The sequence below is a fragment of the Citrobacter sp. Ce119 genome, assembly GCF_030334525.1.
GTDB lineage: Bacteria > Pseudomonadota > Gammaproteobacteria > Enterobacterales > Enterobacteriaceae > Citrobacter > Citrobacter europaeus.
Genome location: NZ_JAOWDR010000054.1, coordinates 1 through 24,472 on the forward strand (window position 1 = coordinate 1; position 24,472 = coordinate 24,472).

Annotated in this window: 24 protein-coding genes, 1 rRNA gene and 1 other annotated feature; of the genes, 13 read left to right on the plus strand and 12 right to left on the minus strand. The window is 51.4% G+C overall.

Annotated elements, in window-relative coordinates; all coding sequences use genetic code 11:
• Nucleotides 1-10: 10 nt before the first annotated feature.
• The 4 genes from OGV80_RS14380 to rluD all read right to left on the minus strand — a co-directional run bounded on the left by OGV80_RS14380 (nucleotide 11) and on the right by rluD (nucleotide 6,379).
• Nucleotides 11-1,550 (minus strand): 16S ribosomal RNA (locus OGV80_RS14380).
• A 417-nt stretch (nucleotides 1,551-1,967) separates the two neighbouring features.
• Complete coding sequence (gene clpB, locus OGV80_RS14385) at nucleotides 1,968-4,541, minus strand: ATP-dependent chaperone ClpB (protein WP_043017231.1); 2,574 nt, start codon at nucleotides 4,539-4,541, stop codon at nucleotides 1,968-1,970.
• Nucleotides 4,542-4,670: 129 nt separating this feature from the next.
• Nucleotides 4,671-5,402, minus strand: coding sequence for a purine nucleoside phosphorylase YfiH (gene yfiH, locus OGV80_RS14390; protein ID WP_080626219.1), 732 nt, complete (start codon nucleotides 5,400-5,402; stop codon nucleotides 4,671-4,673).
• Entirely contained in the window at nucleotides 5,399-6,379 is a 981-nt protein-coding gene (gene rluD / locus OGV80_RS14395; protein ID WP_043017233.1) for a 23S rRNA pseudouridine(1911/1915/1917) synthase RluD, read from the minus strand. Before rluD ends, yfiH begins: the two co-directional genes overlap by 4 nt.
• Before the next feature lie 131 nt (nucleotides 6,380-6,510).
• Here rluD and bamD point away from each other — a divergent pair, with 131 nt between their 5' ends.
• From bamD to pheA, 4 genes are all read left to right on the plus strand, one after another.
• Nucleotides 6,511-7,248, plus strand: a complete 738-nt coding sequence (gene bamD, locus OGV80_RS14400; RefSeq protein WP_043017234.1) for an outer membrane protein assembly factor BamD — start codon at nucleotides 6,511-6,513, stop codon at nucleotides 7,246-7,248.
• A gap of 269 nt (nucleotides 7,249-7,517) precedes the next feature.
• Nucleotides 7,518-7,856, plus strand: a complete 339-nt coding sequence (gene raiA, locus OGV80_RS14405; protein ID WP_003031244.1) for a ribosome-associated translation inhibitor RaiA — start codon at nucleotides 7,518-7,520, stop codon at nucleotides 7,854-7,856.
• 102 nt (nucleotides 7,857-7,958) lie between these two features.
• Nucleotides 7,959-8,084, plus strand: a sequence feature (Phe leader region).
• A complete protein-coding gene (gene pheL, locus OGV80_RS14410; RefSeq protein WP_101706155.1) occupies nucleotides 7,960-8,007 on the plus strand; it encodes a pheA operon leader peptide PheL in 48 nt (15 codons plus the stop codon). Its footprint overlaps the feature before it by 48 nt.
• A 22-nt stretch (nucleotides 8,085-8,106) precedes the next feature.
• Nucleotides 8,107-9,267, plus strand: a complete 1,161-nt coding sequence (gene pheA / locus OGV80_RS14415; protein ID WP_075145815.1) for a bifunctional chorismate mutase/prephenate dehydratase — start codon at nucleotides 8,107-8,109, stop codon at nucleotides 9,265-9,267.
• A gap of 97 nt (nucleotides 9,268-9,364) precedes the next feature.
• Here the strand turns inward: pheA and tyrA are convergent, their stop codons facing one another.
• Nucleotides 9,365-10,486, minus strand: coding sequence for a bifunctional chorismate mutase/prephenate dehydrogenase (gene tyrA, locus OGV80_RS14420; protein WP_003826456.1), 1,122 nt, complete (start codon nucleotides 10,484-10,486; stop codon nucleotides 9,365-9,367).
• A gap of 10 nt (nucleotides 10,487-10,496) precedes the next feature.
• Entirely contained in the window at nucleotides 10,497-11,567 is a 1,071-nt protein-coding gene (aroF, locus tag OGV80_RS14425) for a 3-deoxy-7-phosphoheptulonate synthase AroF (protein WP_016154067.1), read from the minus strand.
• Nucleotides 11,568-11,782: 215 nt separating this feature from the next.
• Between aroF and OGV80_RS14430 the strand changes: the two genes are divergently transcribed.
• From OGV80_RS14430 to OGV80_RS14445, 4 genes are all read left to right on the plus strand, one after another.
• Nucleotides 11,783-12,157, plus strand: coding sequence for a DUF2799 domain-containing protein (locus OGV80_RS14430; protein WP_043017971.1), 375 nt, complete (start codon nucleotides 11,783-11,785; stop codon nucleotides 12,155-12,157).
• A gap of 158 nt (nucleotides 12,158-12,315) precedes the next feature.
• Nucleotides 12,316-12,834: a regulatory sequestration protein YfiR gene (yfiR, locus tag OGV80_RS14435; protein ID WP_043017236.1), complete on the plus strand. Its 519-nt coding sequence runs from the start codon at nucleotides 12,316-12,318 to the stop codon at nucleotides 12,832-12,834.
• A complete protein-coding gene (gene dgcN, locus OGV80_RS14440; RefSeq protein WP_286515182.1) occupies nucleotides 12,827-14,053 on the plus strand; it encodes a diguanylate cyclase DgcN/YfiN in 1,227 nt (408 codons plus the stop codon). Before yfiR ends, dgcN begins: the two co-directional genes overlap by 8 nt.
• Nucleotides 14,054-14,065: 12 nt before the next feature.
• The gene (locus tag OGV80_RS14445; protein ID WP_043017238.1) at nucleotides 14,066-14,548 is read left to right on the plus strand and encodes an OmpA family protein; all 483 of its coding nucleotides are present in this window, start codon (nucleotides 14,066-14,068) and stop codon (nucleotides 14,546-14,548) included.
• 130 nt (nucleotides 14,549-14,678) lie between these two features.
• Here the strand turns inward: OGV80_RS14445 and rplS are convergent, their stop codons facing one another.
• The 5 genes from rplS to ffh all read right to left on the minus strand — a co-directional run bounded on the left by rplS (nucleotide 14,679) and on the right by ffh (nucleotide 18,304).
• Complete coding sequence (gene rplS / locus OGV80_RS14450; RefSeq protein ID WP_002914145.1) at nucleotides 14,679-15,026, minus strand: 50S ribosomal protein L19; 348 nt, start codon at nucleotides 15,024-15,026, stop codon at nucleotides 14,679-14,681.
• Between the two features lie 39 nt (nucleotides 15,027-15,065).
• Nucleotides 15,066-15,833, minus strand: coding sequence for a tRNA (guanosine(37)-N1)-methyltransferase TrmD (gene trmD / locus OGV80_RS14455; RefSeq protein ID WP_003031232.1), 768 nt, complete (start codon nucleotides 15,831-15,833; stop codon nucleotides 15,066-15,068).
• Between the two features lie 44 nt (nucleotides 15,834-15,877).
• A complete protein-coding gene (rimM, locus tag OGV80_RS14460; RefSeq protein ID WP_003031230.1) occupies nucleotides 15,878-16,426 on the minus strand; it encodes a ribosome maturation factor RimM in 549 nt (182 codons plus the stop codon).
• An 18-nt stretch (nucleotides 16,427-16,444) separates the two neighbouring features.
• Nucleotides 16,445-16,693, minus strand: coding sequence for a 30S ribosomal protein S16 (gene rpsP, locus OGV80_RS14465; protein ID WP_003031228.1), 249 nt, complete (start codon nucleotides 16,691-16,693; stop codon nucleotides 16,445-16,447).
• Between the two features lie 249 nt (nucleotides 16,694-16,942).
• A complete protein-coding gene (gene ffh / locus OGV80_RS14470; protein ID WP_003031226.1) occupies nucleotides 16,943-18,304 on the minus strand; it encodes a signal recognition particle protein in 1,362 nt (453 codons plus the stop codon).
• Nucleotides 18,305-18,469: 165 nt separating this feature from the next.
• On the opposite strand from ffh, the gene OGV80_RS14475 reads away from it, so the two are divergent.
• Both OGV80_RS14475 and OGV80_RS14480 read left to right on the plus strand, forming a co-directional pair.
• Entirely contained in the window at nucleotides 18,470-19,261 is a 792-nt protein-coding gene (locus tag OGV80_RS14475; protein ID WP_043017239.1) for a cytochrome C assembly family protein, read from the plus strand.
• Between the two features lie 18 nt (nucleotides 19,262-19,279).
• Nucleotides 19,280-20,569, plus strand: a complete 1,290-nt coding sequence (locus tag OGV80_RS14480) for an HlyC/CorC family transporter (protein WP_008324538.1) — start codon at nucleotides 19,280-19,282, stop codon at nucleotides 20,567-20,569.
• 50 nt (nucleotides 20,570-20,619) lie between these two features.
• On the opposite strand, the gene grpE is transcribed toward OGV80_RS14480, so the two are convergent.
• Complete coding sequence (gene grpE / locus OGV80_RS14485) at nucleotides 20,620-21,213, minus strand: nucleotide exchange factor GrpE (RefSeq protein WP_043017972.1); 594 nt, start codon at nucleotides 21,211-21,213, stop codon at nucleotides 20,620-20,622.
• A 122-nt stretch (nucleotides 21,214-21,335) separates the two neighbouring features.
• Between grpE and nadK the strand changes: the two genes are divergently transcribed.
• The 3 genes from nadK to bamE all read left to right on the plus strand — a co-directional run bounded on the left by nadK (nucleotide 21,336) and on the right by bamE (nucleotide 24,455).
• Nucleotides 21,336-22,214 carry an NAD(+) kinase gene (nadK, locus tag OGV80_RS14490; RefSeq protein WP_032944608.1) on the plus strand — a complete coding sequence of 293 codons (879 nt, stop codon included), beginning with the start codon at nucleotides 21,336-21,338 and terminating at the stop codon, nucleotides 22,212-22,214.
• A gap of 85 nt (nucleotides 22,215-22,299) precedes the next feature.
• On the plus strand, nucleotides 22,300-23,961 hold the full coding sequence (gene recN, locus OGV80_RS14495; protein ID WP_047409398.1) for a DNA repair protein RecN: 1,662 nt from the start codon (nucleotides 22,300-22,302) through the stop codon (nucleotides 23,959-23,961).
• Nucleotides 23,962-24,110: 149 nt separating this feature from the next.
• The gene (gene bamE / locus OGV80_RS14500; protein WP_003826401.1) at nucleotides 24,111-24,455 is read left to right on the plus strand and encodes an outer membrane protein assembly factor BamE; all 345 of its coding nucleotides are present in this window, start codon (nucleotides 24,111-24,113) and stop codon (nucleotides 24,453-24,455) included.
• The last annotated feature ends 17 nt before the right edge of the window (nucleotides 24,456-24,472 follow it).

The following is a 24,472-nucleotide window of genomic DNA, read 5'->3' on the forward strand; positions in this document are numbered from 1 at the left end:
TTCTTTAAGGTAAGGAGGTGATCCAACCGCAGGTTCCCCTACGGTTACCTTGTTACGACTTCACCCCAGTCATGAATCACAAAGTGGTAAGCGCCCTCCCGAAGGTTAAGCTACCTACTTCTTTTGCAACCCACTCCCATGGTGTGACGGGCGGTGTGTACAAGGCCCGGGAACGTATTCACCGTGGCATTCTGATCCACGATTACTAGCGATTCCGACTTCATGGAGTCGAGTTGCAGACTCCAATCCGGACTACGACATACTTTATGAGGTCCGCTTGCTCTCGCGAGGTCGCTTCTCTTTGTATATGCCATTGTAGCACGTGTGTAGCCCTACTCGTAAGGGCCATGATGACTTGACGTCATCCCCACCTTCCTCCAGTTTATCACTGGCAGTCTCCTTTGAGTTCCCGGCCTAACCGCTGGCAACAAAGGATAAGGGTTGCGCTCGTTGCGGGACTTAACCCAACATTTCACAACACGAGCTGACGACAGCCATGCAGCACCTGTCTCAGAGTTCCCGAAGGCACCAAAGCATCTCTGCTAAGTTCTCTGGATGTCAAGAGTAGGTAAGGTTCTTCGCGTTGCATCGAATTAAACCACATGCTCCACCGCTTGTGCGGGCCCCCGTCAATTCATTTGAGTTTTAACCTTGCGGCCGTACTCCCCAGGCGGTCGACTTAACGCGTTAGCTCCGGAAGCCACGCCTCAAGGGCACAACCTCCAAGTCGACATCGTTTACGGCGTGGACTACCAGGGTATCTAATCCTGTTTGCTCCCCACGCTTTCGCACCTGAGCGTCAGTCTTTGTCCAGGGGGCCGCCTTCGCCACCGGTATTCCTCCAGATCTCTACGCATTTCACCGCTACACCTGGAATTCTACCCCCCTCTACAAGACTCTAGCCTGCCAGTTTCGGATGCAGTTCCCAGGTTGAGCCCGGGGATTTCACATCCGACTTGACAGACCGCCTGCGTGCGCTTTACGCCCAGTAATTCCGATTAACGCTTGCACCCTCCGTATTACCGCGGCTGCTGGCACGGAGTTAGCCGGTGCTTCTTCTGCGAGTAACGTCAATCACTAAGGTTATTAACCTTAATGCCTTCCTCCTCGCTGAAAGTACTTTACAACCCGAAGGCCTTCTTCATACACGCGGCATGGCTGCATCAGGCTTGCGCCCATTGTGCAATATTCCCCACTGCTGCCTCCCGTAGGAGTCTGGACCGTGTCTCAGTTCCAGTGTGGCTGGTCATCCTCTCAGACCAGCTAGGGATCGTCGCCTAGGTGAGCCGTTACCCCACCTACTAGCTAATCCCATCTGGGCACATCCGATGGCAAGAGGCCCGAAGGTCCCCCTCTTTGGTCTTGCGACGTTATGCGGTATTAGCTACCGTTTCCAGTAGTTATCCCCCTCCATCGGGCAGTTTCCCAGACATTACTCACCCGTCCGCCACTCGTCACCCGAGAGCAAGCTCTCTGTGCTACCGTTCGACTTGCATGTGTTAGGCCTGCCGCCAGCGTTCAATCTGAGCCATGATCAAACTCTTCAATTTAAGTTTGATGCTCGTGAATTAAACTTCGTAATGAATTACGTATGTTCACTCAGAGACTTGGTATTCATTTTTCGTCTTGCGACGTTAAGAATCCGTATCTTCGAGTGCCCACACAGATTGTCTGATAAATTGTTAAAGAGCAGTGCCGCTTCGCTTTTTCTCAGCGGCGCGGGGTGTGCATATTACGCCATCCCGCTACAGAGTCAAGCGATTATTATCGCCTTTCCCCGCTGACCCGGCGGCTTGTAATCCGTTGCTCCGTGTCAGTGGAGGCGCATTATAGGGAGTTATTTCAGGCTGACAAGTTAAAAATACAAAAAACCTATCAAGCGATTACTTTTCAACCAATAGTTCAATTTTCGCCTGGTTTTTAAACAAAAACGAGCCCCGCAGGGCTCGTTTATTGTCGTTTGTGACTTACTGCACTGCCACAATACGATCGTCATTCACTTCCAGGCGAATCGTTTTGCCTGGAATCAGCTCACCAGACAGGATTTGCTGCGCCAGAGGGTTTTCGATCTGTTGTTGGATAGCGCGTTTTAATGGACGTGCGCCATACACCGGATCGTAACCATTCGCACTCAGCAGCTTAAGCGCCTCGTCAGAGATATGGATTTCATAGCCACGCTCTTCCAGACGTTTGTACAGACGCTGCAGTTGGATCTGAGCAATAGAAGCAATGTGCTGCTCACCCAACGGATGGAATACAACAACCTCATCTATACGGTTGATGAATTCCGGGCGGAAGTTATGGCTCACGACGCCCAGCACCATATCCTTCATGTGGCCGTAATCCAGCTCACCAAAGCGTTCCTGAATCAGATCCGACCCCAGATTCGAGGTCATGATGACAACCGTATTACGGAAATCGACCGTTCTCCCCTGTCCGTCAGTCAGACGACCATCGTCAAGCACCTGCAACAGAATGTTGAATACATCCGGGTGCGCTTTCTCCACTTCATCCAGCAGGATGACAGAGTAAGGACGACGACGTACCGCTTCCGTCAGGTACCCCCCCTCTTCATAACCGACATATCCCGGAGGCGCGCCAACCAGACGAGACACCGAGTGTTTCTCCATAAACTCGGACATATCGATACGCACCATTGCATCATCACTGTCGAACATAAAGTTTGCCAGCGCTTTGCACAGCTCAGTTTTACCGACACCGGTTGGGCCAAGGAACAGGAATGAGCCAATCGGACGATTCGGATCGGACAAGCCCGCGCGGCTACGACGGATGGCGTTAGAAACGGCTTCCACCGCTTCATTCTGGCCAATCACGCGGCTATGCAGCTCCTGCTCCATACGCAACAGTTTTTCCCGTTCGCCTTCCAGCATGCGAGCAACCGGGATCCCGGTCCAGCGCGCCAGCACTTCCGCAATTTCTGCGTCCGTGACTTTGTTACGCAGCAGACGCATGGTTTTGCCTTCAGACTGGGTGGCTGCTTCCAGCTGTTTTTCCAGTTCAGGAATTTTGCCGTACTGCAATTCAGACATCCGCGCCAGGTCGCCGACGCGACGCGCCTGTTCGATGGCAATTTTTGCCTGCTCCAGCTCAGCCTTGATAGTTTGCGTTCCCGAGAGGGATGCTTTTTCAGCTTTCCACTCTTCTTCCAACTCAGAATACTGGCGCTCTTTGTCGTCCAGCTCTTCATTGAGCATATCGAGACGTTTTTTACTCGCCTCATCAGACTCTTTCATTAATGCCTGCTGTTCCAGTTTGAGCTGGATAATACGGCGGTCGAGCCTGTCGAGTTCCTCCGGCTTGGAGTCAATCTGCATACGAATGCTGGATGCCGCCTCATCAATAAGGTCGATAGCTTTATCCGGCAACTGACGATCGGCAATGTAGCGGTGAGACAGCGTTGCTGCCGCAACAATCGCCGGGTCAGTAATCTGCACATGGTGGTGCAGCTCATAACGCTCTTTCAGGCCGCGCAGAATCGCGATGGTATCTTCAACGCTTGGCTCAGCCACAAACACTTTCTGGAAACGACGTTCCAGCGCCGCATCTTTTTCGATGTACTGGCGATATTCATCAAGCGTTGTTGCGCCTACGCAGTGCAGTTCCCCACGCGCCAGCGCCGGTTTCAGCATGTTCCCGGCGTCCATGGCGCCATCGGCTTTACCTGCACCTACCATGGTATGCAGCTCATCAATAAACAGAATGACATTGCCTTCCTGTTTCGAGAGATCGTTCAGCACACCTTTTAAGCGTTCTTCAAACTCACCACGATATTTAGCCCCAGCCACCAGCGCGCCCATATCCAACGCCAGCACACGGCGACCTTTTAAGCCTTCCGGCACTTCACCATTGATGATACGTTGGGCCAGACCTTCCACGATGGCGGTTTTACCGACACCGGGTTCCCCGATTAACACCGGGTTATTTTTAGTACGACGTTGCAGCACCTGAATGGTGCGGCGAATTTCTTCATCACGCCCGATTACCGGATCGAGTTTGCCCTGTTCGGCACGTTCGGTCAGATCGACGGTATATTTTTTCAAGGCCTGACGTTGGTCTTCAGCCCCCTGGTCATTCACGCTTTCACCTCCACGCATTTGTTCAATTGCCTGAGTGATATTGGCGGTCGAAGCACCTGCTGATTTTAATAAGTCGGTCAGCGTACCGCGTGACTCAAGCGCCGCCAGAACGAACAGTTCTGACGAAATAAAGTTGTCCCCACGTTTTTGCGCCAGCTTGTCGCAAAGATTCAGTACACGCACCAGATCCTGAGAAGGCTGAACGTCACCGCCGGTACCTTCTACCTGCGGCAACCGGCTCAACGCCTGGTCAATGGCTGTACGTAACTGGCCAGCATTAATGCCGGCAGACGTTAATAAAGGACGTACCGATCCCCCTTCCTGATTCAGCAAGGCGCTCATTAGATGAAGTGGTTCGATGAATTGATTGTCGTGCCCCAATGCGAGTGACTGGGCATCGGCAAGAGCAAGCTGGAATTTATTAGTAAGACGATCCAGACGCATAACTCCTCCCATAACAGGCCAAAATTGCTACTGGAGATTAAATGAGGTCATCCCTCAATTATTCAAGGTGAATGACCTGAATTATGTGAAAAGAAAATTACGCGTACCGGATCGTCTTGATTCTTTAGGTTATATCAGCCAAATAAAACTTGCCATACGACCCGTGGTATTGTCGCGACGATAAGAGAAGAACGTCTCACTTTCGCTGAAGGTGCAGCGGTCGCCGCCGTGGACGTTCTCTACGCCGACATTTGCCAGCCGCTGGCGCGCAAGCTGATAAATATTCGCCAGGTATTTGTCGCCATGCGGTACAAATGCAAGGTCCGCTTGCGGATCTTTCGCCATGAACGCTGCGCGAACTTCTGGCCCCACTTCAAACGCGTTCGGGCCAATCGCCGGGCCTAACCAGGCAATAATGTTTTCAGGTTTATCGGCAAAACACGCTACCGTCTCTTCCAGTACGCCGGCGCATAATCCGCGCCAACCCGCATGTGCCGCCGCGACTTCCGTTCCCGCGCGATTACAAAACAGCACAGGCAGACAATCGGCCGTCATCACCGCACAGACGGTGCCCGGCGTGTTGCTGTATGAAGCATCAGCACGTTTGGAGGCGTAAGGCCCGCCGGTCAGTTTCAGGACATCCTTACCGTGGACCTGCTCCAGCCAGACAGGCTTTGACGGCAGATTGCCCGCAGCAAACAGTCGTTTGCGGTTCTCTTCAACATGCTCCGGGTTATCGCCGCAATGGGCGCCCAGATTCAGCGAATCGTAAGGCGGCATACTGACACCGCCAATACGGGTAGAACTACACGCCGCAACACCTTGCGGTATCGGCCACTGCGGGACAATTAGCTTACTCATAGCCAGGCAATATCATCCTTATGTTCTTCGAAATCAGCGCGCATCACTGCAATCAATTGCACCATATCTTGTGGTATAGGCGCGTGCCATTCCATTTCGATACCGGAAATTGGGTGATACAGGCGCAGCATAGTCGCGTGCAGCGCCTGACGGTCAAATTTACGCAGCACGGAGATAAATTCGTCTGAAGCGCCTTTCGGTGGACGCGGACGGCCGCCGTAGACCTGATCGCCTACCAGCGGATGGGTGATATGCGCCATATGCACGCGGATCTGGTGCGTACGTCCGGTTTCCAGACGCAACCGCAGACGCGTGTGCACACGGAAGTGTTCCATAATGCGATAGTGCGTCACCGCCGGTTTACCCATTGGATGCACCGCCATGTGCGTACGTTTGGTCGGGTGACGGCTAATCGGTTCCTCAACGGTTCCGCCTGCCGTCATGTGACCAATCGCCACGGCTTCGTACTCACGAGTGATTTCACGCAACTGCAGCGACTCCACCAGACGTGTTTGCGCCGGAACGGTCTTTGCCACCACCATTAATCCGGTCGTGTCTTTATCCAGACGATGTACGATACCCGCACGAGGAACATCCGCGATTGGCGGATAGTAATGCAGCAACGCATTCAATACCGTACCATCAGGATTCCCGGCGCCCGGATGCACTACGAGGTCACGGGGCTTGTTGATGACAAGAATATCGTCATCTTCATAAACGATATCCAGTGGGATATCCTGAGGCTCAAAACGAACCTCTTCATCAATTTCTGCATTGATGGAGACGCGCTCTCCGCCCAACACTTTTTCTTTCGGTTTATCGCAAAGATTGCCATTTACCAGTACGCGCTGGTCGAGGATCCATTCTTTTATGCGCGATCGCGAATAATCAGGGAACAATTCGGCCAAAGCCTGATCTAAGCGTTGACCGAGCTGATTTTCGGAGACTGTTGCGGTGAGTTCTACTCGTTGTGCCATAAACTGCTTCTTCGTTTAACGTTGGGTTTTACGGCTTTGCCGTTTAATATAGTGTGCTATTGTAGCTGGTCTTAACCGGGAGCAGGAACAGAGAATCTCCCGTAAAACATTTTGAGGAAAGTCAAAACGTCATGACGCGCATGAAATATCTGGTGGCAGCAGCCACGTTGAGCCTGTTTTTGGCGGGTTGCTCTGGTTCAAAGGAAGAGGTGCCCGATAATCCGCCAAATGAAATCTACGCGACTGCTCAGCAAAAGCTGCAGGACGGTAACTGGAAACAGGCAATAACGCAATTGGAAGCGTTGGATAACCGTTATCCATTTGGACCGTATTCTCAGCAGGTGCAATTAGATCTCATATACGCCTACTACAAAAACGCCGATCTGCCACTTGCTCAGGCTGCCATCGATCGTTTTATCCGTCTTAACCCGACACACCCTAACATTGATTATGTCATGTATATGCGTGGCCTGACCAATATGGCGTTGGATGATAGCGCACTGCAAGGATTCTTTGGTGTTGATCGCAGCGATCGCGATCCGCAACATGCCCGAGCTGCGTTTAATGACTTTTCCAAGCTGGTACGTGGCTATCCGAACAGCCAGTACACCACTGACGCCACTAAACGTCTGGTGTTCCTGAAAGATCGTCTGGCGAAGTATGAATATTCCGTTGCGGAATATTACACTGCCCGCGGTGCATGGGTTGCCGTGGTAAACCGTGTGGAAGGCATGCTGCGTGACTTCCCTGATACTCAGGCAACACGTAATGCTCTGCCGTTGATGGAAAACGCTTATCGCCAGATGCAGATGAATGCGCAGGCAGAAAAAGTAGCAAAAATTATTGCCGCCAACAGCAGCAACACCTGATTTACCTCAGAATGCAAAACGGCAGCCCAACGGCTGCCGTTTTTTTATCCATTAACGTCATCACTGAAGCGGTTTAGCTTCGACGCATCTCATCAAATATGGCCTGCTTTCAGGTATTCCTCAAGTAAAAAATCGCTTGTTCCTGCTATGCCTCACAAAAAGGTTTTCTTGACAAAAAGCGACAAAATAATGTGATTTAGATCACACATTTTGACATTAGGAACGGTATGCTGGAATCACCAAGACGGGAAAGACAAGAGGTAAAATTTATGACAATGAACATTACCAGTAAACAAATGGAAATTACTCCGGCAATTCGCCAGCATGTCGCAGACCGTCTCGCCAAACTAGAAAAATGGCAAACTCATCTGATTAATCCACATATCATTCTGTCTAAGGAGCCACAGGGTTTCATTGCTGATGCCACCATCAATACACCGAACGGACATCTGGTCGCCAGCGCAAAACACGAGGATATGTACACCGCAATTAACGATTTGATCAACAAGCTGGAACGGCAGCTCAATAAAGTGCAGCACAAAGGCGAAGCCCGTCGTGCCACAACTTCAGTCAAAGACGCCAACTTCGTCGAAGCAGAAGAAGAGTAGTCCCTTACATTGAGTGTATCGCCAACGCGCCTTCGGGCGCGTTTTTTGTTGACAGGGTGAAAACAGTACGGGTACTTTACTGACGTAGCCAAAGGAAAATTAAATGAAACTTATCCCGTTCTTCTTCGCATTCTTTTTTACCTTCCCCTGAATGGGAGGCGTTTCGTCGTGTGATAAAGAATGCGAAGACGAACAATAAGGCCTCCCAAAACGGGGGGCCTTTTTTATTGATAACAAGAAAGGCAACACTATGACATCGGAAAACCCATTGCTGGCGCTGCGCGATAAGATCAGCACGCTGGATGAAAAATTACTGGCCCTGCTGGCTGAGCGACGTGGACTGGCCGTAGAAGTTGGCAAAGCTAAACTGCTTTCTCATCGTCCGGTTCGTGATATCGACCGTGAACGTGATCTGTTGGACCGACTCATTCAGCTTGGCAAAGCACATCATCTCGATGCTCACTACATTACTCGCCTGTTCCAGCTCATCATCGAAGACTCCGTCCTGACTCAACAGGCACTGCTGCAGCAGCATCTGAACAAAATTAACCCGCACTCGGCGCGCGTAGCTTTCCTCGGACCAAAAGGGTCATATTCCCATCTCGCCGCACGTCAGTATGCTGCCCGTCATTTTGAGCAATTTATTGAAAGCGGCTGCGCGAAATTTGCCGATATCTTTAATCAGGTCGAAACCGGACAAGCTGACTACGCAGTGGTTCCGATTGAAAACACCAGTTCCGGTGGGATTAACGACGTTTACGACCTACTACAGCACACCAGCCTGTCTATCGTTGGCGAAATGACCATTACGATAGACCACTGTGTCCTGGTGTCTGGCACGACGGATCTCGAGACCATTGAAACGGTATATAGCCATCCGCAGCCGTTCCAGCAGTGCAGCAAGTTCCTCGGTCGTTACCCACACTGGAAGATTGAGTACACCGAAAGCACCTCTGCGGCGATGGAAAAAGTTGCGCAGGCTAACTCACCCCGCGTGGCGGCGCTGGGGAGCGAAGCCGGAGGCGTACTGTATGGTTTGCAGGTGCTTGAACACATTGAAGCTAACCAGACGCAAAACATCACCCGCTTCGTGGTACTGGCGCGCAAAGCAATCAATGTTTCCGACCAGGTTCCGGCGAAAACAACGCTGCTGATGGCGACAGGACAACAAGCCGGTGCGCTGGTTGAAGCGCTGCTGGTACTGCGTAACCATAATCTGATTATGACTAAACTGGAGTCACGCCCGATTCACGGCAATCCGTGGGAAGAGATGTTTTATCTTGATATCCAGGCCAACCTGGAATCCCCGCAGATGCAAAAAGCGTTGAAGGAGTTGGGTGAGATTACGCGTTCGATGAAAGTGCTGGGCTGCTATCCGAGCGAGAACGTGGTGCCGGTGGATCCGAGCTGACAATCTTAATTTTCCGGATGGCGCTACGCTTATCCGGCCTACAATTCATGCGACTTTTGTAGGCCAGATAAGGCGAAGCCGCCATCCGACATCTTACTTAAGGACGGCTGTCATTCGCCTGGCGCAACAAAGTACGGCTTTCACTCTGGAAGCGTTTGGCATAATCGCCGAACCAGTGCTCCACCTTACGGAAGCTGTCGATAAACGCTTGCTTATCGCCCTGCTCCAGTAAACCGATCGCCTCGCCAAAACGTTGGTAGTAGCGTTTGATCAGCGCAAGGTTGCTCTCAGACGACATAATGATATCGGCATAAAGCTGCGGATCCTGGGCAAACAAACGTCCGACCATCGCCAGCTCAAGGCGGTAAATCGGAGAAGATAGCGCCAGCAACTGCTCAAGCTGAACATTCTCTTCCGCTAAATGCAGACCATAAGCAAAGGTCGCAAAGTGACGCAATGCCTGAATAAACGCCATATTCTGGTCATGTTCAACGGCGCTGATCCGATGCAGACGCGCGCCCCACACCTGAATCTGTTCCAGAAACCACTGATAAGCTTCCGGCTGACGTCCGTCACACCAGACAACGACCTGCTTGGCCAGACTGCCGCTATCCGGACCAAACATTGGGTGTAATCCCACCACCGGGCCGTCGTGCGCCGCCAGCATCGCCTGCAAAGGACCGTTTTTCACCGAAGCCAGATCCACCAGAATACAGTCGGACGGCAGACGCGGTAATTTGGCGATCACCTGCTCGGTGACGTGGATCGGCACACTGACGATCACCATGCCGGCATCAGAGACAATCTCCGGCGCGCGATCCCAGTCCTGCTGTTCCAGGATCCGTACCTGATAACCTGACAGGGTGAGCATTTTTTCAAACAGACGCCCCATCTGACCGCCGCCGCCGACAATCACCACCGGTCGCAGAGAAGGACAGAGCGTTTTAAACCCTTTATCGTTCTCACTGGAATAAGATTCGCGCATAACACGGCGCAGCACATCTTCAATCAGGTCCGGCGGCACGCCAAGTGCTTCCGCTTCCGCCCGGCGGGAGGCCAGCATAGAGGCTTCCCGTTCCGGCACGTAGATTGGCAGTCCAAAGCGGCTTTTTACTTCACCGACTTCGGCAACCAGCTCCAGGCGGCGTGCCAGTAAATCCAGCAGCGCCTTGTCGACTTCATCAATTTGATCGCGTAATGCGGTCAATTCAGCAACCATAACCAACCTCTTATGCTACACGCGCCGACAGCTGGCCGTTTAAATCCTGGCTAATTTCACGCAGTAGCGCATCCGTCATTTCCCAGCTAATGCAGGCATCGGTTACGGACACGCCGTATTTCATTTCGCTGCGCGGCTGTTCAGAGGACTGGTTGCCTTCGTGAATATTACTTTCAATCATCAACCCAATGATCGAGCGATTGCCATCTTTGATTTGTGCAATCACGGATTCAGCCACGGCAGGCTGACGGCGGTAATCTTTATTGGAATTACCATGACTGCAATCTACCATCAGAGAAGGTCGTAGTCCCGCCTGCTCCATCTCTTTTTCGCACTGGGCGACATCTGCCGGGCTGTAGTTCGGCGCTTTACCCCCGCGCAGGATCACGTGACCGTCTGGATTTCCCTGAGTTTGCAGCAGCGCAACCTGCCCGGCCTGGTTAATACCAACAAAGCGGTGTGACTGTGCCGCCGCGCGCATGGCGTTAATAGCGGTCGCCAGGCTACCGTCGGTACCGTTCTTAAAGCCAACCGGCATCGAAAGACCGGAAGCCATTTCGCGGTGGGTCTGCGATTCCGTGGTTCGGGCACCGATTGCGGACCAGCTAAACAGATCGCCCAGGTATTGCGGGCTATTTGGATCAAGCGCTTCAGTTGCCAGCGGTAGTCCCATATTCACCAGTTCAAGCAGCAGCTGACGCGCAATTTTCAGGCCTGCTTCAACATCAAAAGAGCCATCCATATGAGGATCGTTAATTAACCCTTTCCAGCCGACGGTGGTACGGGGTTTTTCAAAATAGACGCGCATCACCAGGTAGAGGCTATCGCTGACCTCTGCGGCAAGGGCTTTAAATCGACGAGCGTACTCAATAGCCATTTCAGGATCGTGAATGGAGCACGGGCCACATACCACCAACAGACGCGGATCGCGACCGGAGATAATATCTGAAATGGTTTTACGCGACTGGGAGATTTGCGCTTCTTGCGCCTGGCTCAACGGGAATTCAGCTTTCAGCTGCTCCGGAGTCATCAGAACCTGTTCGTCGGTAATATGTACGTTGTTCAGCGCGTCTTTTTGCATGATGGTGATCCTGTTTAGCTCGTTTGCGATAGTTGATCCTCAGCGAGGAGGAGATAACGATAACATAATGGGTAAAGATTTCAATCCACAATCCGTAAATTTTAATTTACAACATGCAATTTAAAGCCAAAATCAGCCATCATTAATGTACACTTAAATTTACACCAACCAATATTCAGATCCGCTATGCTTACAAAAACGAAGGAGTACAGGCAATGAAGCAATTCATCAGCACCTTATTTCTATTATTTATTAGCGGATGCCAGATAGATCCCTATACCCACGCCCCAACCTGGACGGGTACCGACTGGTACGATGCCGGGATACAAGATGCCATTTCGGGGTATGCCGTTAAAGATAATGAAACTCTTGCCGACAACTACAATGACCCTGAAGTCGATCGTACGAAATATCTTAAGGGTTACGCCGAGGGACAACGTAAAACCTGCCAGCAGGATTTTGTTTATGCCAGGGGTTTGACCGGGAAAACCTTTCCCGCAAGTTGTGATACGGTCGAAAATGTTGACCAGTTACACAGCGCCTGGCAAAAAGGGGCAACCGAAGGTGCTGCCTCAATAAGATTAAACTAAACAATAGGTTATATTTTATTAATCACTAAGATTTTACTTAAATCATCTGTTGCTTTATCCCTGGCATAATGACGGCTTAGGAAAATAATGTTATTTTGTCCTAAACAATCTTGAATGTATTTCGACGTTTTACGGCAAACGCTGGTAGGTAACTATTCATGAGCTATTCTTACCGACTCATACTTCTACTGGCACTGCTCCTGACCGGATTACCGCTGTACGCCCAAAGCGTTACGGAAGAAGCGAAATCTGTACGCGCTATGGTTTCCGGCATCGTCAGTTATACACGTTGGCCCGCACTGTCCGGGCCCCCCAAACTGTGTATTTTCTCTTCATCGCGTTTTTCCAGTGTTCTGAAAGATACCAGTGCTGGTGCATTACCCTATCTTCCCGTCATCATTCGTACGGAACAAGAAATATTAGTTTCGCAGTGTGACGGTTTTTATTTTGGAAAAGAATCCCCTACTTATCAGGTGGAATTAAAGAATAAATATCCGTCTAAGGCATTGCTATTAATTGCTGAACAGAATCCCGAATGCATTATTGGCAGCGCTTTTTGCCTCATAATTAAAGATGAAGATGTGAGATTTTCCGTAAATATGGATTCCCTTTCACGCAGCGGCGTAAGGGTCAGTCCAGACGTATTGATGCTTGCACGGAATAATAAGCATGGATAAGGACCATTCTCCCATAACACGCCCGACGTTTAAGCGGACATTGCGGCGTATCAGCATAATCAGCGTTCTGGTAACCATGACGCTGATCTGGCTGCTGCTCAGCATATCTTCCGTGCTGGCACTGAGGCAGTATGCGCAAAAGAACCTGGATCTGACCGCAGCAACCATGACCCGCACGCTTGAAGCAGCGCTCGTCTTTTCTGATGGTGTCGCGGCAACTGAAACGCTGGCGGCGCTGGGCCAACAGGGGCAATTTTCCGTTGCAGAAGTACGTAATAAAAACCAGAAGGTAATCGCCACCTGGTGCTATAACGCGCAGGATACGACCGAAAAAATCAGCGGTATGATCAGCCACTGGCTGTTCCCACAACCGGTTACTCAGCCGATCTTGCATAATGGCAACGTCATCGGCGAAGTACGATTGACTGCGCGCGATAGCGTTATCAGTCATTTCATTTATTTGTCACTGGCCGTTCTTACCGGGTGCATTCTGTTAGCGTCTGGCATTGCATTAATGCTCACTCGCTATTTACATAATGGCGTCGTGGAAGCTCTGCAAAATATCACCGAGGTGGTACATGATGTTCGTACCAACCGTAATTTTTCACGACGCGTTTCAGAAGAGCGCATTGAAGAGTTTCATCTTTTTGCCCAGGACTTTAATAGTCTGCTGGACGAGATGGAAGAGTGGCAGCTGCGACTGCAGGCAAAAAACGCCCAGCTTTTGCGTACCGCTCTACACGATCCTTTGACGGGCCTGGCGAATCGCGCCGCATTTCGCAGCAGTATTAACGCCCTGATGAATGACGATGCCGCGCACAGCAGTTCCGCATTGTTATTTCTTGATGGTGATAATTTTAAATTTATAAATGATACCTGGGGCCACGCAGCGGGGGATCGGGTCCTGATTGAAGTGGCAAAAAGGCTGTCCGAGTTTGGTGGAACTCGACATCACCCATACAGGCTTGGCGGCGATGAGTTCGCTATGGTGCTTTACAGCGTTCACTCTGAATACGAAGTTCAGCGGATCTGCGCGGCACTGTCACAAGAGTTTAACCGACCTTTTGACCTGCATAATGGTCATCTGGCAAGCATGACACTCAGCATTGGTTTTGCGCTGACGTGGGAACACGCCTCTGCCGAGAAATTACAAGAACTTGCCGATCAAAATATGTATCAGGCCAAAAATTTGCGTGCTGAACGCATTATTAAAAAATAAGGAATTACACACATGCTAAAACGTCTATTGTCGCCGCTTCTTCTGCTTTTACTGATTTTGGCGGGCTGTCAGGCACCTCAGGGAAAATTTACCCCAGAGCAAATTGCAGCCATGAAATCGTACGGATTTACCGAAGCTTCCGGAGACTGGTCTCTTGGCCTGTCTGACAACATTCTGTTTGACAAAAACGACTATAAGCTCCGTCCTGAAAGCGAAAAGCAGATCCAGGAAATGGCATCCAAACTGGCTGCTACCGGGCTTAACCATGCGCGCCTGGATGGTCATACCGATAACTACGGCGAAGACAGCTACAACGAAGCGCTGTCGCTCAAACGCGCGAATGTGGTTGCCGATGCCTGGGCAAAGGGCGCCAACATCCCCCGCACCAACCTGACAACCCAGGGCCTCGGGAAGAAATACCCGATCGCCAGTAACCAGACCTCAAAAGGTCGTGCTGAAAACCGCCGCGTTGCGGTCGTGATCGCGACACCATAATCACTCCCCACTGGCTGCGCACCGCGCAGTCATTCCATTGCCATAAAGAACAAAAGAGTAAATGTCGGGATAAAAAAAGGGCCAGCCTTTCGGCCAGCCCTTTTCTAACAGGATGTCGCTTGCGCGAATCTTAGTTAAGACGCTCTTTGATACGAGCAGACTTACCAGTGCGCTCACGCAGGTAGTACAGTTTAGCTTTACGAACAGCACCACGACGTTTAACAGCAATGCTGTCAACTACCGGAGAGTGAGTCTGGAAGACACGCTCAACGCCTTCGCCGTTGGAAATTTTACGAACAGTGAATGCAGAGTGCAGACCGCGGTTACGAATAGCGATAACCACGCCCTCGAATGCCTGCAGACGTTTTTTGGAACCTTCAACAACCCATACTTTCACTTCCACGGTATCACCCGGACGGAAGGAAGGTACGTCCTGCTTCATCTGTTCTTGTTCAAGTTGCTTAATAATGTTGCTCATAATTTAATCTCTTATCCTGGGTAAACTGATATTGGGGGCTTACGCCTGCCCATCATGTTTATGTTGCTGTTGTGCGTGTTCCTTTTTGAACTCCGCCAGCAACCTTGCTTGCTCTTCAGTCAGAGCCAGGTTTTCCAGAAGTTCAGGTCTTCTAAGCCAGGTCCGGCCCAACGACTGCTTCAAACGCCAGCGACGTATCTCAGCGTGGTTCCCCGACAGTAACACCGCCGGTACTTCCATCTGCTCTAACACTTCAGGTCGGGTATAGTGCGGGCAATCCAGCAACCCATCAGCAAACGAATCTTCGATTGCCGAAGCCTCATGACCCAGAACTCCCGGAATAAACCGGGAAACGGAGTCGATCAGCGTCATTGCCGGTAACTCACCACCGCTGAGTACGTAATCGCCGATTGACCATTCTTCGTCAATTTCGGTTTGAATCACGCGCTCATCTATTCCTTCATAGCGACCACATACCAGAATCAGCTTTTGATTCGTGGCCAGTTCGCTAACGCCCGCTTGATCAAGCTTGCGTCCCTGAGGTGACAGATAAATCACCTTTGCGCCTTCACCAGCCGCAGCTTTTGCTGCATGAATGGCGTCCCGTAAAGGTTGCACCATCATTAACATCCCCGGTCCGCCGCCGTAAGGACGATCGTCCACGGTACGGTGCCGGTCATGAGTAAAGTCACGAGGACTCCAGCTCTGGATGTTCAGCAGGCCATTTTTTACTGCCCGGCCAGTTACCCCGTAATCGGTAATTGCGCGGAACATTTCTGGAAACAGGCTAACGATACCTATAAACACAAGCCAATCCCCATAACGCCGACTTTTACCGTTTATCCGGTGGTTTAAAAACCAGGATCCCAATCTACTTCGATAGTACGAGTAGCGAGATCGACTTTCTTGATAACCTGCCCATCGAGGAACGGTACAAGACGTTCCTTGATACCAAACGCATCTTTCAGGTTTGCCTTGATGACGATGACGTCATTCGAACCGGTTTCCATCATATCGACAACTTTACCGAGATCGTAGCCTTCAGTGGTCACTACCTGGCAGCCCATAAGGTCTTTCCAGTAATAGGAACCATCTTCCAGCGCTGGCAACTGCGAGGAATCCACGACAATTTCGCAATTAGTCAGTAGATTCGCCGAATCACGATCGTCAACGCCTTTCAGCTTGATGATCAGATCCTGATTGTGGTGCTTCCAGCTTTCCAGCTGTACTTGCTGCCACTGACCCGCCTTCTGGATAAACCAGGGCTGATAGTCAAAAATGCTTTCGGCGTCTTCAGTGGAAGAAAACACTCTGAGCCAACCACGGATACCGTAAGAAGACCCCATTTTCCCCAAAACGATGGGTTCTACAGGAGCCTGTGCGGCGAGTTGCTTGCTCATCATGACCACCGTGACAGATTAAGCTGCTTTGTTTGCTGCTTTGATCAGCGTAGCTACGCGATCAGAAATAGTCGCGCCCTGGCCAACCCAGTGAGCGATGCGATCCAGATCCAGGCGAGTGCCTTCTTCTTTTTCGCTAGCGATTGGGTTAAAGAAGCCAACGCGCTCGATGAAGCGACCGTTGCGTGCATTACGGCTGTCGGTAACAACAACCTGGTAGAACGGACGCTTTTTAGCGCCGTGACGAGCTAAACGAATAGTAACCATAACATCCTCTTGTGTGAATAAAACACCCAGGCCCCATCGAGGAACGGAGCCCGGGTGTCATATTAAAAGCCCGAAAATTTTACTGATTTCTGGGGAAAATGCAATCAGCAGTTGATAACTCTGCTATAAAAGGCCGTTGGCGGTGCAGTCAGTTCGGTGCCGGCGTGCGCGCAGCCACCGGAGCGTACACGCAGTACGTGAGGATGGCGAGCACACCCCGGTGCCGAAATGGCAAACAAGCCAGGCCGATTAGCGGCCTGGGAATCCTGGCGGCATCATCCCCTTCATACCACGCATCATCTTCGCCATTCCGCCTTTCTTCATTTTCTTCATCATGCGCTGCATGTCGTCGAACTGTTTCAGAAGGCGGTTTACGTCCTGTACCTGCATACCGCAACCGGCAGCAATACGGCGTTTACGGGAACCTTTGATGATTTCCGGCTTAGCGCGTTCTTTCATCGTCATCGAGTTGATGATGGCTTCCATACGCACCAGCACTTTATCGTCCATCTGCGATTTCACGTTGTCAGGAATCTGACCCATGCCCGGCAGCTTGCCCATCAGGCTTGCCATGCCGCCCATGTTTTTCATCTGGTTGAGCTGCTCAAGGAAATCGTTGAGATCGAAGCCATCGCCTTTTTTCAGCTTGCTGGCTAATTTCTCTGCCTGCGCGCGGTCAACCTTGCTTTCGATATCTTCGATCAGCGACAGCACGTCGCCCATGCCGAGAATACGTGAAGCAATCCTGTCCGGGTGGAACGGCTCCAGCGCTTCGGTTTTCTCGCCGACGCCGAGGAATTTAATCGGCTTGCCAGTGATATGACGAATAGAGAGCGCCGCACCGCCACGGGCATCACCATCAACTTTAGTCAGCACCACACCGGTTAACGGCAGCGCTTCGTTAAAGGCTTTTGCCGTATTCGCGGCATCCTGACCGGTCATCGCGTCGACCACAAACAGCGTTTCTACCGGCTTGATCGAAGCGTGGACCTGTTTGATTTCGTCCATCATCGCTTCATCAACGTGCAGACGACCGGCGGTATCCACCAGCAGCACATCGTAGAATTTGAGTTTGGCTTCTTTCAGCGCGGCGTTAACGATATCGACCGGCTTCTGACCGACATCTGACGGGAAGAAGTCGACACCAACCTGCTCGGCCAGCGTTTCCAGCTGTTTGATCGCCGCCGGGCGATACACGTCCGCGGAGACCACCAGCACTTTCTTCTTGTGCTTCTCGCGCAGGAATTTACCCAGCTTACCGACGCTGGTCGTTTTACCCGCACCCTGCAGGCCCGCCATCAGTACCACGGCTGGTGGCTGCGCTGCCAGATTCAGGGTCTGGTTTTCTTCGCCCATTGCCGCAACCAGTTCGTTACGGACAATCTTGACGAACTCCTGACCCGGCGTCAGGCTTTTGTTAACTTCATGACCAACCGCTTTCTCTTTTACGCGATTGATAAACTCACGCACTACTGGCAGCGCTACGTCAGCCTCCAGCAGCGCCATGCGCACTTCGCGCAGCGTCTCTTTAACGTTGTCTTCAGTAAGGCGTCCACGGCCACTGATATTGCGCAGCGTGCGCGACAAACGATCGGTTAAATTATCAAACATTGTCTCTCGCCTGGGGTGGAAACGGTCGGTCGCGACAGCGACACATCAACAGAAATTTGTCGCAGTATAACATGAAGCCGCCTTTGTTGTTATGCAACGGTTGGAGCAGCGGTCACGTAACGCTATACTGCTTTTCTTTATCACTGGCCAACTGTCGACACCTATATGCCCGTTTTTGCTCTGCTTGCCCTTGTCGCCTACTCAGTCAGCCTCGCGCTGATTATTCCCGCTCTGCTGCAAAAAAACAGCGGCTGGCGGCGTATGGCTATTTTCTCTGCGGCCGTCGCGCTGGTAAGCCATGCTATCGCCCTGGAAGCGCGTATTCTGCCCGGCGGTGAAAGCGGACAAAACCTGAGTCTGTTGAACGTCGGCTCGCTGGTTAGCCTGATGATTTGTACGGTAATGACCATCGTCGCTTCCCGTAATCGTGGCTGGCTATTGCTGCCCATTGTCTACGCCTTTGCGCTGATAAACCTTGCCTTCGCCACGTTTATGCCTAACGAGTTCATCACTCATCTCGAGGCTACGCCGGGCATGATGATTCACATCGGGCTATCGTTGTTCGCTTACGCCACGCTGATTATCGCCGCGCTCTATGCACTACAGCTGGCATGGATCGATTACCAACTGAAAAACAAAAAACTGGCCTTCAGCAATGAGATGCCGCCGCTGATGAGTATTGAGCGGAAAATGTTTCATATCACCCAAATTGGCGTGGTTCTGCTGACGCTCACCCTGTGCACTGGCCTGTTTTACATGCATAACCTGTTCAGTACCGAGAACATTGATAAAGCCGTTCTCTCTATCGTGGCATGGTTTGTCTATATCGTTCTGTTGTGGGGGCATTACCATGAAGGCTGGCGCGGACGTCGCGTCGTATGGTTTAACGTCGCAGGCGCAGTCATTCTGACGCTGGCCTATTTCGGCAGCCGTATACTGCAGCAGTTCGTGAGTTAAATCTTTAAGGAACCCTACGTGGAACACATCTCCACCACCACGCTCATTGTCACGCTTCTCATCATGGTGGTCATTTCCGCCTATTTTTCCGGTTCTGAAACCGGAATGATGACCCTGAATCGCTACCGTCTACGTCATCGGGCCAAGCAGGGAAATCGTCAGGCAAAACGCGTTGAAAAGTTACTTCGCAAGCCGGATCGCCTGATAAGCCTGGTGCTCATCGGTAATAATCTGGTGAATATTCTGGCCTCCGCGCTCGGCACCATTGTCGGTATGCGCCTGTATGGCGATGCAGGCGTCGCCATTGCCACCGGGGTACTGACGTTTGTAGTACTGGTTTTTGCCGAAGTATTACCAAAGACCATCGCCGCGCTGTATCCGGAAAAAGTCGCCTATCCAAGCAGCGTCCTGCTGGCTCCCCTGCAGATTCTGATGATGCCCTTGGTATGGCTACTCAATACCATCACGCGGCTGCTGATGCGCATGATGGGCATCAAAACGGATATCGTAGTGAGCGGTTCGCTGAGTAAAGATGAGCTGCGAACGCTGGTGAATGAATCGCGCTCGCAAATCTCACGCCGTAACCAGGATATGCTGCTGTCAGTGCTGGATCTGGAAAAAGTCAGCGTCGATGACATCATGATCCCGCGTAACGAAATCATCGGCATTGATATTAACGATGACTGGAAGTCAATCGTGCGTCAGCTTTCGCACTCCCCGCACGGCCGTATTGTGCTTTATCGCGACTCGCTGGACGACGCCATCAGCATGCTGCGCGTACGTGAAGCCTGGCGATTGATGGCCGAGAAAAAAGAGTTCACTAAAGAGACCATGTTACGCGCCGCCGACGAGATATATTACGTACCGGAAGGCACGCCGCTCAGCACCCAGCTCATTAAGTTTCAGCGAAATAAGAAGAAAGTGGGATTGGTCGTCAATGAATATGGCGATATTCAGGGGCTGGTCACGGTCGAGGATATTCTGGAAGAAATTGTCGGCGATTTCACCACCTCAATGTCACCCACGCTTGCCGAAGAGGTAACGCCACAGAATGATGGCTCGGTGATCATTGACGGCAGCGCCAACGTTCGTGAAATCAATAAGGCGTTTAACTGGCATCTGCCGGAAGATGACGCTCGTACTGTGAACGGTATTATTCTTGAAGCGCTGGAAGAGATCCCAGTGGCCGGCACGCGTGTGCGTATTGGGCAGTACGATATCGATATACTCGACGTGCAGGACAATATGATTAAACAGGTGCAGGTATTGCCGGTCAAGCCGCTACGAGAAAGCGTGTCGGACCAGTGAGCGTAATTCAGGCCGGGTAGCGCGTGAGCATTACCCGACCTGAAGGCTGATTAGCCTTTGGCTTTCGCCACAGAGACCATCGCGGCGCGGATGGTACGTCCGTTCAGGGTATAGCCTTTTTGCATTACCATCAGCACATTACCGGCAGCAACTTCGTCAGACTCGACCATTGCAATTGCCTGGTGCACATTCGGGTCCATCGGCACATCGATATCCGCAACCACCTGTACGCCAAACTTCGCCACGACATCCAGCATTGACTTACGGGTCAGCTCAATACCTTCAACCATCGCCGCCATAGCGTCATTATCTTTGTCCGCCACTTCCAGCGCACGGTCCAGACTATCCAGCACCGGCAGCAGTTCGTTGACAAATTTTTCCAGCGCAAACTTATGCGCTTTTTCTACGTCAAGTTCGGTACGACGACGCAGGTTTTCCATTTCCGCTTTGATACGCAACACGCTGTCGCGCTCGCGAGTTTCGGCTTCAGCAAGCTGAGCTTCAAGATTCGCAATTTTTTCATCGCGCGGATCCACCTGCTCAGCAGAAGCGTCTGATTCAACCGCCTCAACTTCTTCGTGCTGATCCATGATAATTTCTTCCGGGGCTTGCCCCTCAGGCGTTTTCTGTTCTTTACTACTCATGAATTTCTCCGCGTTTTTTTCGCATTCATCTCGCTAACTTGGCTTATTATGGGGATCAGATTCAGGGATTCAAGGGAAGTACTCACATTGTCACTAATCTTCGTTACAAGGACCTCGAGAAAATGAACAAACATTTCAAGTGTATTGGCATTGTGGGGCATCCACGTCACCCCACTGCACTGACCACACATGAAATGCTCTACCGCTGGCTGTGCGCCAAAGGTTATGAGGTTATCGTTGAGCAACAAATCGCCCACGAGCTACAGCTGAAAAATGTGAAAACCGGTACGCTCGCAGAGATTGGCCAGCAGGCAGACCTCGCCGTGGTCGTCGGCGGCGACGGCAATATGCTGGGCGCCGCACGCACTCTGGCACGTTATGACATCAAGGTTATTGGCATTAACCGCGGCAACCTTGGTTTCCTGACTGACCTTGACCCAGACAATGCCCAACAGCAGCTAGCTGACGTGCTGGAAGGCCACTACATCAGCGAAAAGCGCTTTTTACTCGAAGCCCAGGTATGCCAACAGGATTGCCAGAAGCGCATTAGCACTGCGATCAATGAAGTTGTGCTGCACCCTGGGAAAGTGGCGCACATGATTGAATTCGAAGTCTATATCGATGAAATCTTTGCCTTCTCTCAACGTTCAGATGGGTTGATTATCTCCACACCAACTGGTTCTACCGCCTACTCGCTCTCTGCCGGAGGCCCAATTCTGACACCTTCTCTGGATGCCATTACGCTGGTTCCGATGTTTCCGCATACGCTTTCCGCGCGACCGCTGGTGATCAACAGTAGCAGCACTATACGCCTGCGTTTTTCTCATCGCCGGAACGATCTCGAGATCAGCTGTGACAGCCAAATAGCCCTGCCTATACAGGAAGGTGAAGACGTATTGATTCGCCGCTGTGATTATCATCTGAACCTGATACATCCAAAAGATTACAGCTATTTCAATACATTAAGTACAAAACTAGGCTGGTCAAAAAAATTATTCTAATTTAACGCTAACCTCTTTACTGTATAAAAAACCAGTTTATACTGTATGTAATTACAGTTATGGTTTTTCATACAGGAAAACAGCTATGTTGGCACAACTGACCATCAGCAATTTCGCTATCGTTCGTGAACTTGAGATCGATTTCCAGAACGGAATGACCGTTATTACCGGTGAGACCGGTGCGGGTAAATCCATTGCCATTGATGCTCTCGGTTTATGTCTGGGCGGACGCGCAGACGCCGACATGGTGCGTGCAGGCGCCACGCGAGCCGACCTCTGCGCCCGTTTTGCCTTAAAAGATACCCCCGCAGCTCTGCGCTGGCTGGAAGAGAACCAGCTTGAGGAAGGCCGTGAGTGTCTACTGCGTCGCGTAATCAGCAGCGACGGCCGCTCTCGTGGCTTTATTAACGGTACCGCCGTTCCATTGTCGCAGTTGCGCGAACTGGGCCAGTTACTTATTCAAATCCACGGTCAGCATGCACATCAGCTCCTGACTAAATCAGAACACCAAAAATCCCTGCTGGACGGTTACGCCAATGAAGCGTCCCTGACTCAAGAAATGGCTGCGCGCTACCAGTTGTGGCACCAAAGCTGTCGTGACCTGGCGCATCATCAACAACAAAGTCAGGAACGCGCAGCCCGGGCGGAACTATTGCAATACCAGTTAAAGGAACTGAACGAATTCAACCCGCAGCCGGGCGAATTTGAGCAAATTGATGAAGAGTACAAGCGTCTGGCTAACAGCGGGCAATTGCTCACCACCAGCCAGCAGGCGCTGGCTATCCTGGCGGATGGTGAAGACATCAATTTGCAAAGCCAGCTGTACACCGCAAAGCACCTGGTTACTGAACTGGCAGGCATGGACGGCAAGCTTTCCGGTATTCTGGATATGCTGGAAGAGGCCACTATCCAGCTCAGCGAAGCCAGCGACGAGCTGCGCCACTATTGCGATCGTCTGGATTTAGACCCTAATCGTTTGTTCGAACTTGAGCAGCGCATTTCTAAACAAATCTCGCTGGCGCGTAAGCATCATGTTGCCCCTGAAGCGCTGCCACAGTTCTATCAGTCATTGCTGGATGAACAACAGCAACTGGACGATCAGGCCGACTCGCTCGAAACTTTAACCCTGGCGGTGAACAATCACCATTTGCAGGCATTGGAAACGGCAAAAATGCTGCACCAGCAGCGCCAACATTATGCTCAGGAGCTGGGACAACTTATTACAGAGAGCATGCATACTCTCTCGATGCCGCACGGTGTCTTTTGCATTGATGTGAAATTTGAGGAGCACCATCTGAGCGCAGACGGAGCCGATCGCGTTGAGTTTAAAGTGACGACTAACCCGGGTCAGCCGTTACAGCCAATTGCGAAAGTGGCTTCCGGCGGGGAGCTGTCGCGTATTGCGCTGGCGATTCAGGTCATTACCGCACGTAAAATGGAAACTCCGGCGCTGATTTTCGATGAAGTGGACGTGGGTATCAGCGGCCCAACTGCTGCGGTGGTGGGCAAAATGCTGCGTCAGTTAGGCGAGTCAACTCAGGTAATGTGTGTGACTCACCTGCCGCAGGTTGCTGGCTGTGGTCACCAACACTTCTACGTCAGTAAAGAAACGGATGGCGCGATGACGGAAACACACATGCAGCCGCTTGATAAACGCGCTCGCCTGCAGGAATTAGCCCGCCTGCTTGGCGGTAGCGAAGTGACGCGCAATACCCTCGCAAATGCAAAAGAACTGCTGGCGGCATAAACTTTTTTACCTTGTGAAGGTCTGAGTTCAACATAAAATCGCCGACCGACCCGACAGCAAAAGGTTTTAAAGTGGTGAAAGGTCTATTATCATCGGCATATTACATATGAGCCGCGTACTGCTCGGGCCCGAAAAGGAATCAAATCACTATGCGCTGTAAAACGCTGACTGCTGCTGCAGCAGTACTACTGATGTTGACTGCAGGCTGTTCCACTCTGGAGCGAGTGGTTTACCGCCCTGACATCAACCAGGGGAATTATCTGACACCGACCGATGTCGCCAAAGTGCGCACGGGTATGACGCAACAACAGGTTGCTTATGCCCTGGGTACACCAATGATGTCCGATCCTTTTGGCACTAACACCTGGTTTTATGTGTTCCGTCAGCAGCCTGGACATGAAGGCGTAACCCAGCAAACGCTGACGCTGACCTTTAACAGCAGCGGCGTATTGACCAACATTGATAACAAACCCGCTCTGACCGACAACAAGTAGGTTTGAAGATCAAAAAA

Coding starts and splice junctions, on each gene's coding strand:
- clpB (WP_043017231.1), bottom strand. CDS start 4,541: ATGCGTCTGGATCGTCTTACTAATAAATTCCAGCTTGCTCTTGCCGAT.
- yfiH (WP_080626219.1), bottom strand. CDS start 5,402: ATGAGTAAGCTAATTGTCCCGCAGTGGCCGATACCGCAAGGTGTTGCG.
- rluD (WP_043017233.1), bottom strand. CDS start 6,379: ATGGCACAACGAGTAGAACTCACCGCAACAGTCTCCGAAAATCAGCTC.
- bamD (WP_043017234.1), top strand. CDS start 6,511: ATGACGCGCATGAAATATCTGGTGGCAGCAGCCACGTTGAGCCTGTTT.
- raiA (WP_003031244.1), top strand. CDS start 7,518: ATGACAATGAACATTACCAGTAAACAAATGGAAATTACTCCGGCAATT.
- pheA (WP_075145815.1), top strand. CDS start 8,107: ATGACATCGGAAAACCCATTGCTGGCGCTGCGCGATAAGATCAGCACG.
- tyrA (WP_003826456.1), bottom strand. CDS start 10,486: ATGGTTGCTGAATTGACCGCATTACGCGATCAAATTGATGAAGTCGAC.
- aroF (WP_016154067.1), bottom strand. CDS start 11,567: ATGCAAAAAGACGCGCTGAACAACGTACATATTACCGACGAACAGGTT.
- OGV80_RS14430 (WP_043017971.1), top strand. CDS start 11,783: ATGAAGCAATTCATCAGCACCTTATTTCTATTATTTATTAGCGGATGC.
- yfiR (WP_043017236.1), top strand. CDS start 12,316: ATGAGCTATTCTTACCGACTCATACTTCTACTGGCACTGCTCCTGACC.
- dgcN (WP_286515182.1), top strand. CDS start 12,827: ATGGATAAGGACCATTCTCCCATAACACGCCCGACGTTTAAGCGGACA.
- OGV80_RS14445 (WP_043017238.1), top strand. CDS start 14,066: ATGCTAAAACGTCTATTGTCGCCGCTTCTTCTGCTTTTACTGATTTTG.
- rplS (WP_002914145.1), bottom strand. CDS start 15,026: ATGAGCAACATTATTAAGCAACTTGAACAAGAACAGATGAAGCAGGAC.
- rimM (WP_003031230.1), bottom strand. CDS start 16,426: ATGAGCAAGCAACTCGCCGCACAGGCTCCTGTAGAACCCATCGTTTTG.
- rpsP (WP_003031228.1), bottom strand. CDS start 16,693: ATGGTTACTATTCGTTTAGCTCGTCACGGCGCTAAAAAGCGTCCGTTC.
- ffh (WP_003031226.1), bottom strand. CDS start 18,304: ATGTTTGATAATTTAACCGATCGTTTGTCGCGCACGCTGCGCAATATC.
- OGV80_RS14475 (WP_043017239.1), top strand. CDS start 18,470: ATGCCCGTTTTTGCTCTGCTTGCCCTTGTCGCCTACTCAGTCAGCCTC.
- grpE (WP_043017972.1), bottom strand. CDS start 21,213: ATGAGTAGTAAAGAACAGAAAACGCCTGAGGGGCAAGCCCCGGAAGAA.
- nadK (WP_032944608.1), top strand. CDS start 21,336: ATGAACAAACATTTCAAGTGTATTGGCATTGTGGGGCATCCACGTCAC.
- recN (WP_047409398.1), top strand. CDS start 22,300: ATGTTGGCACAACTGACCATCAGCAATTTCGCTATCGTTCGTGAACTT.
- bamE (WP_003826401.1), top strand. CDS start 24,111: ATGCGCTGTAAAACGCTGACTGCTGCTGCAGCAGTACTACTGATGTTG.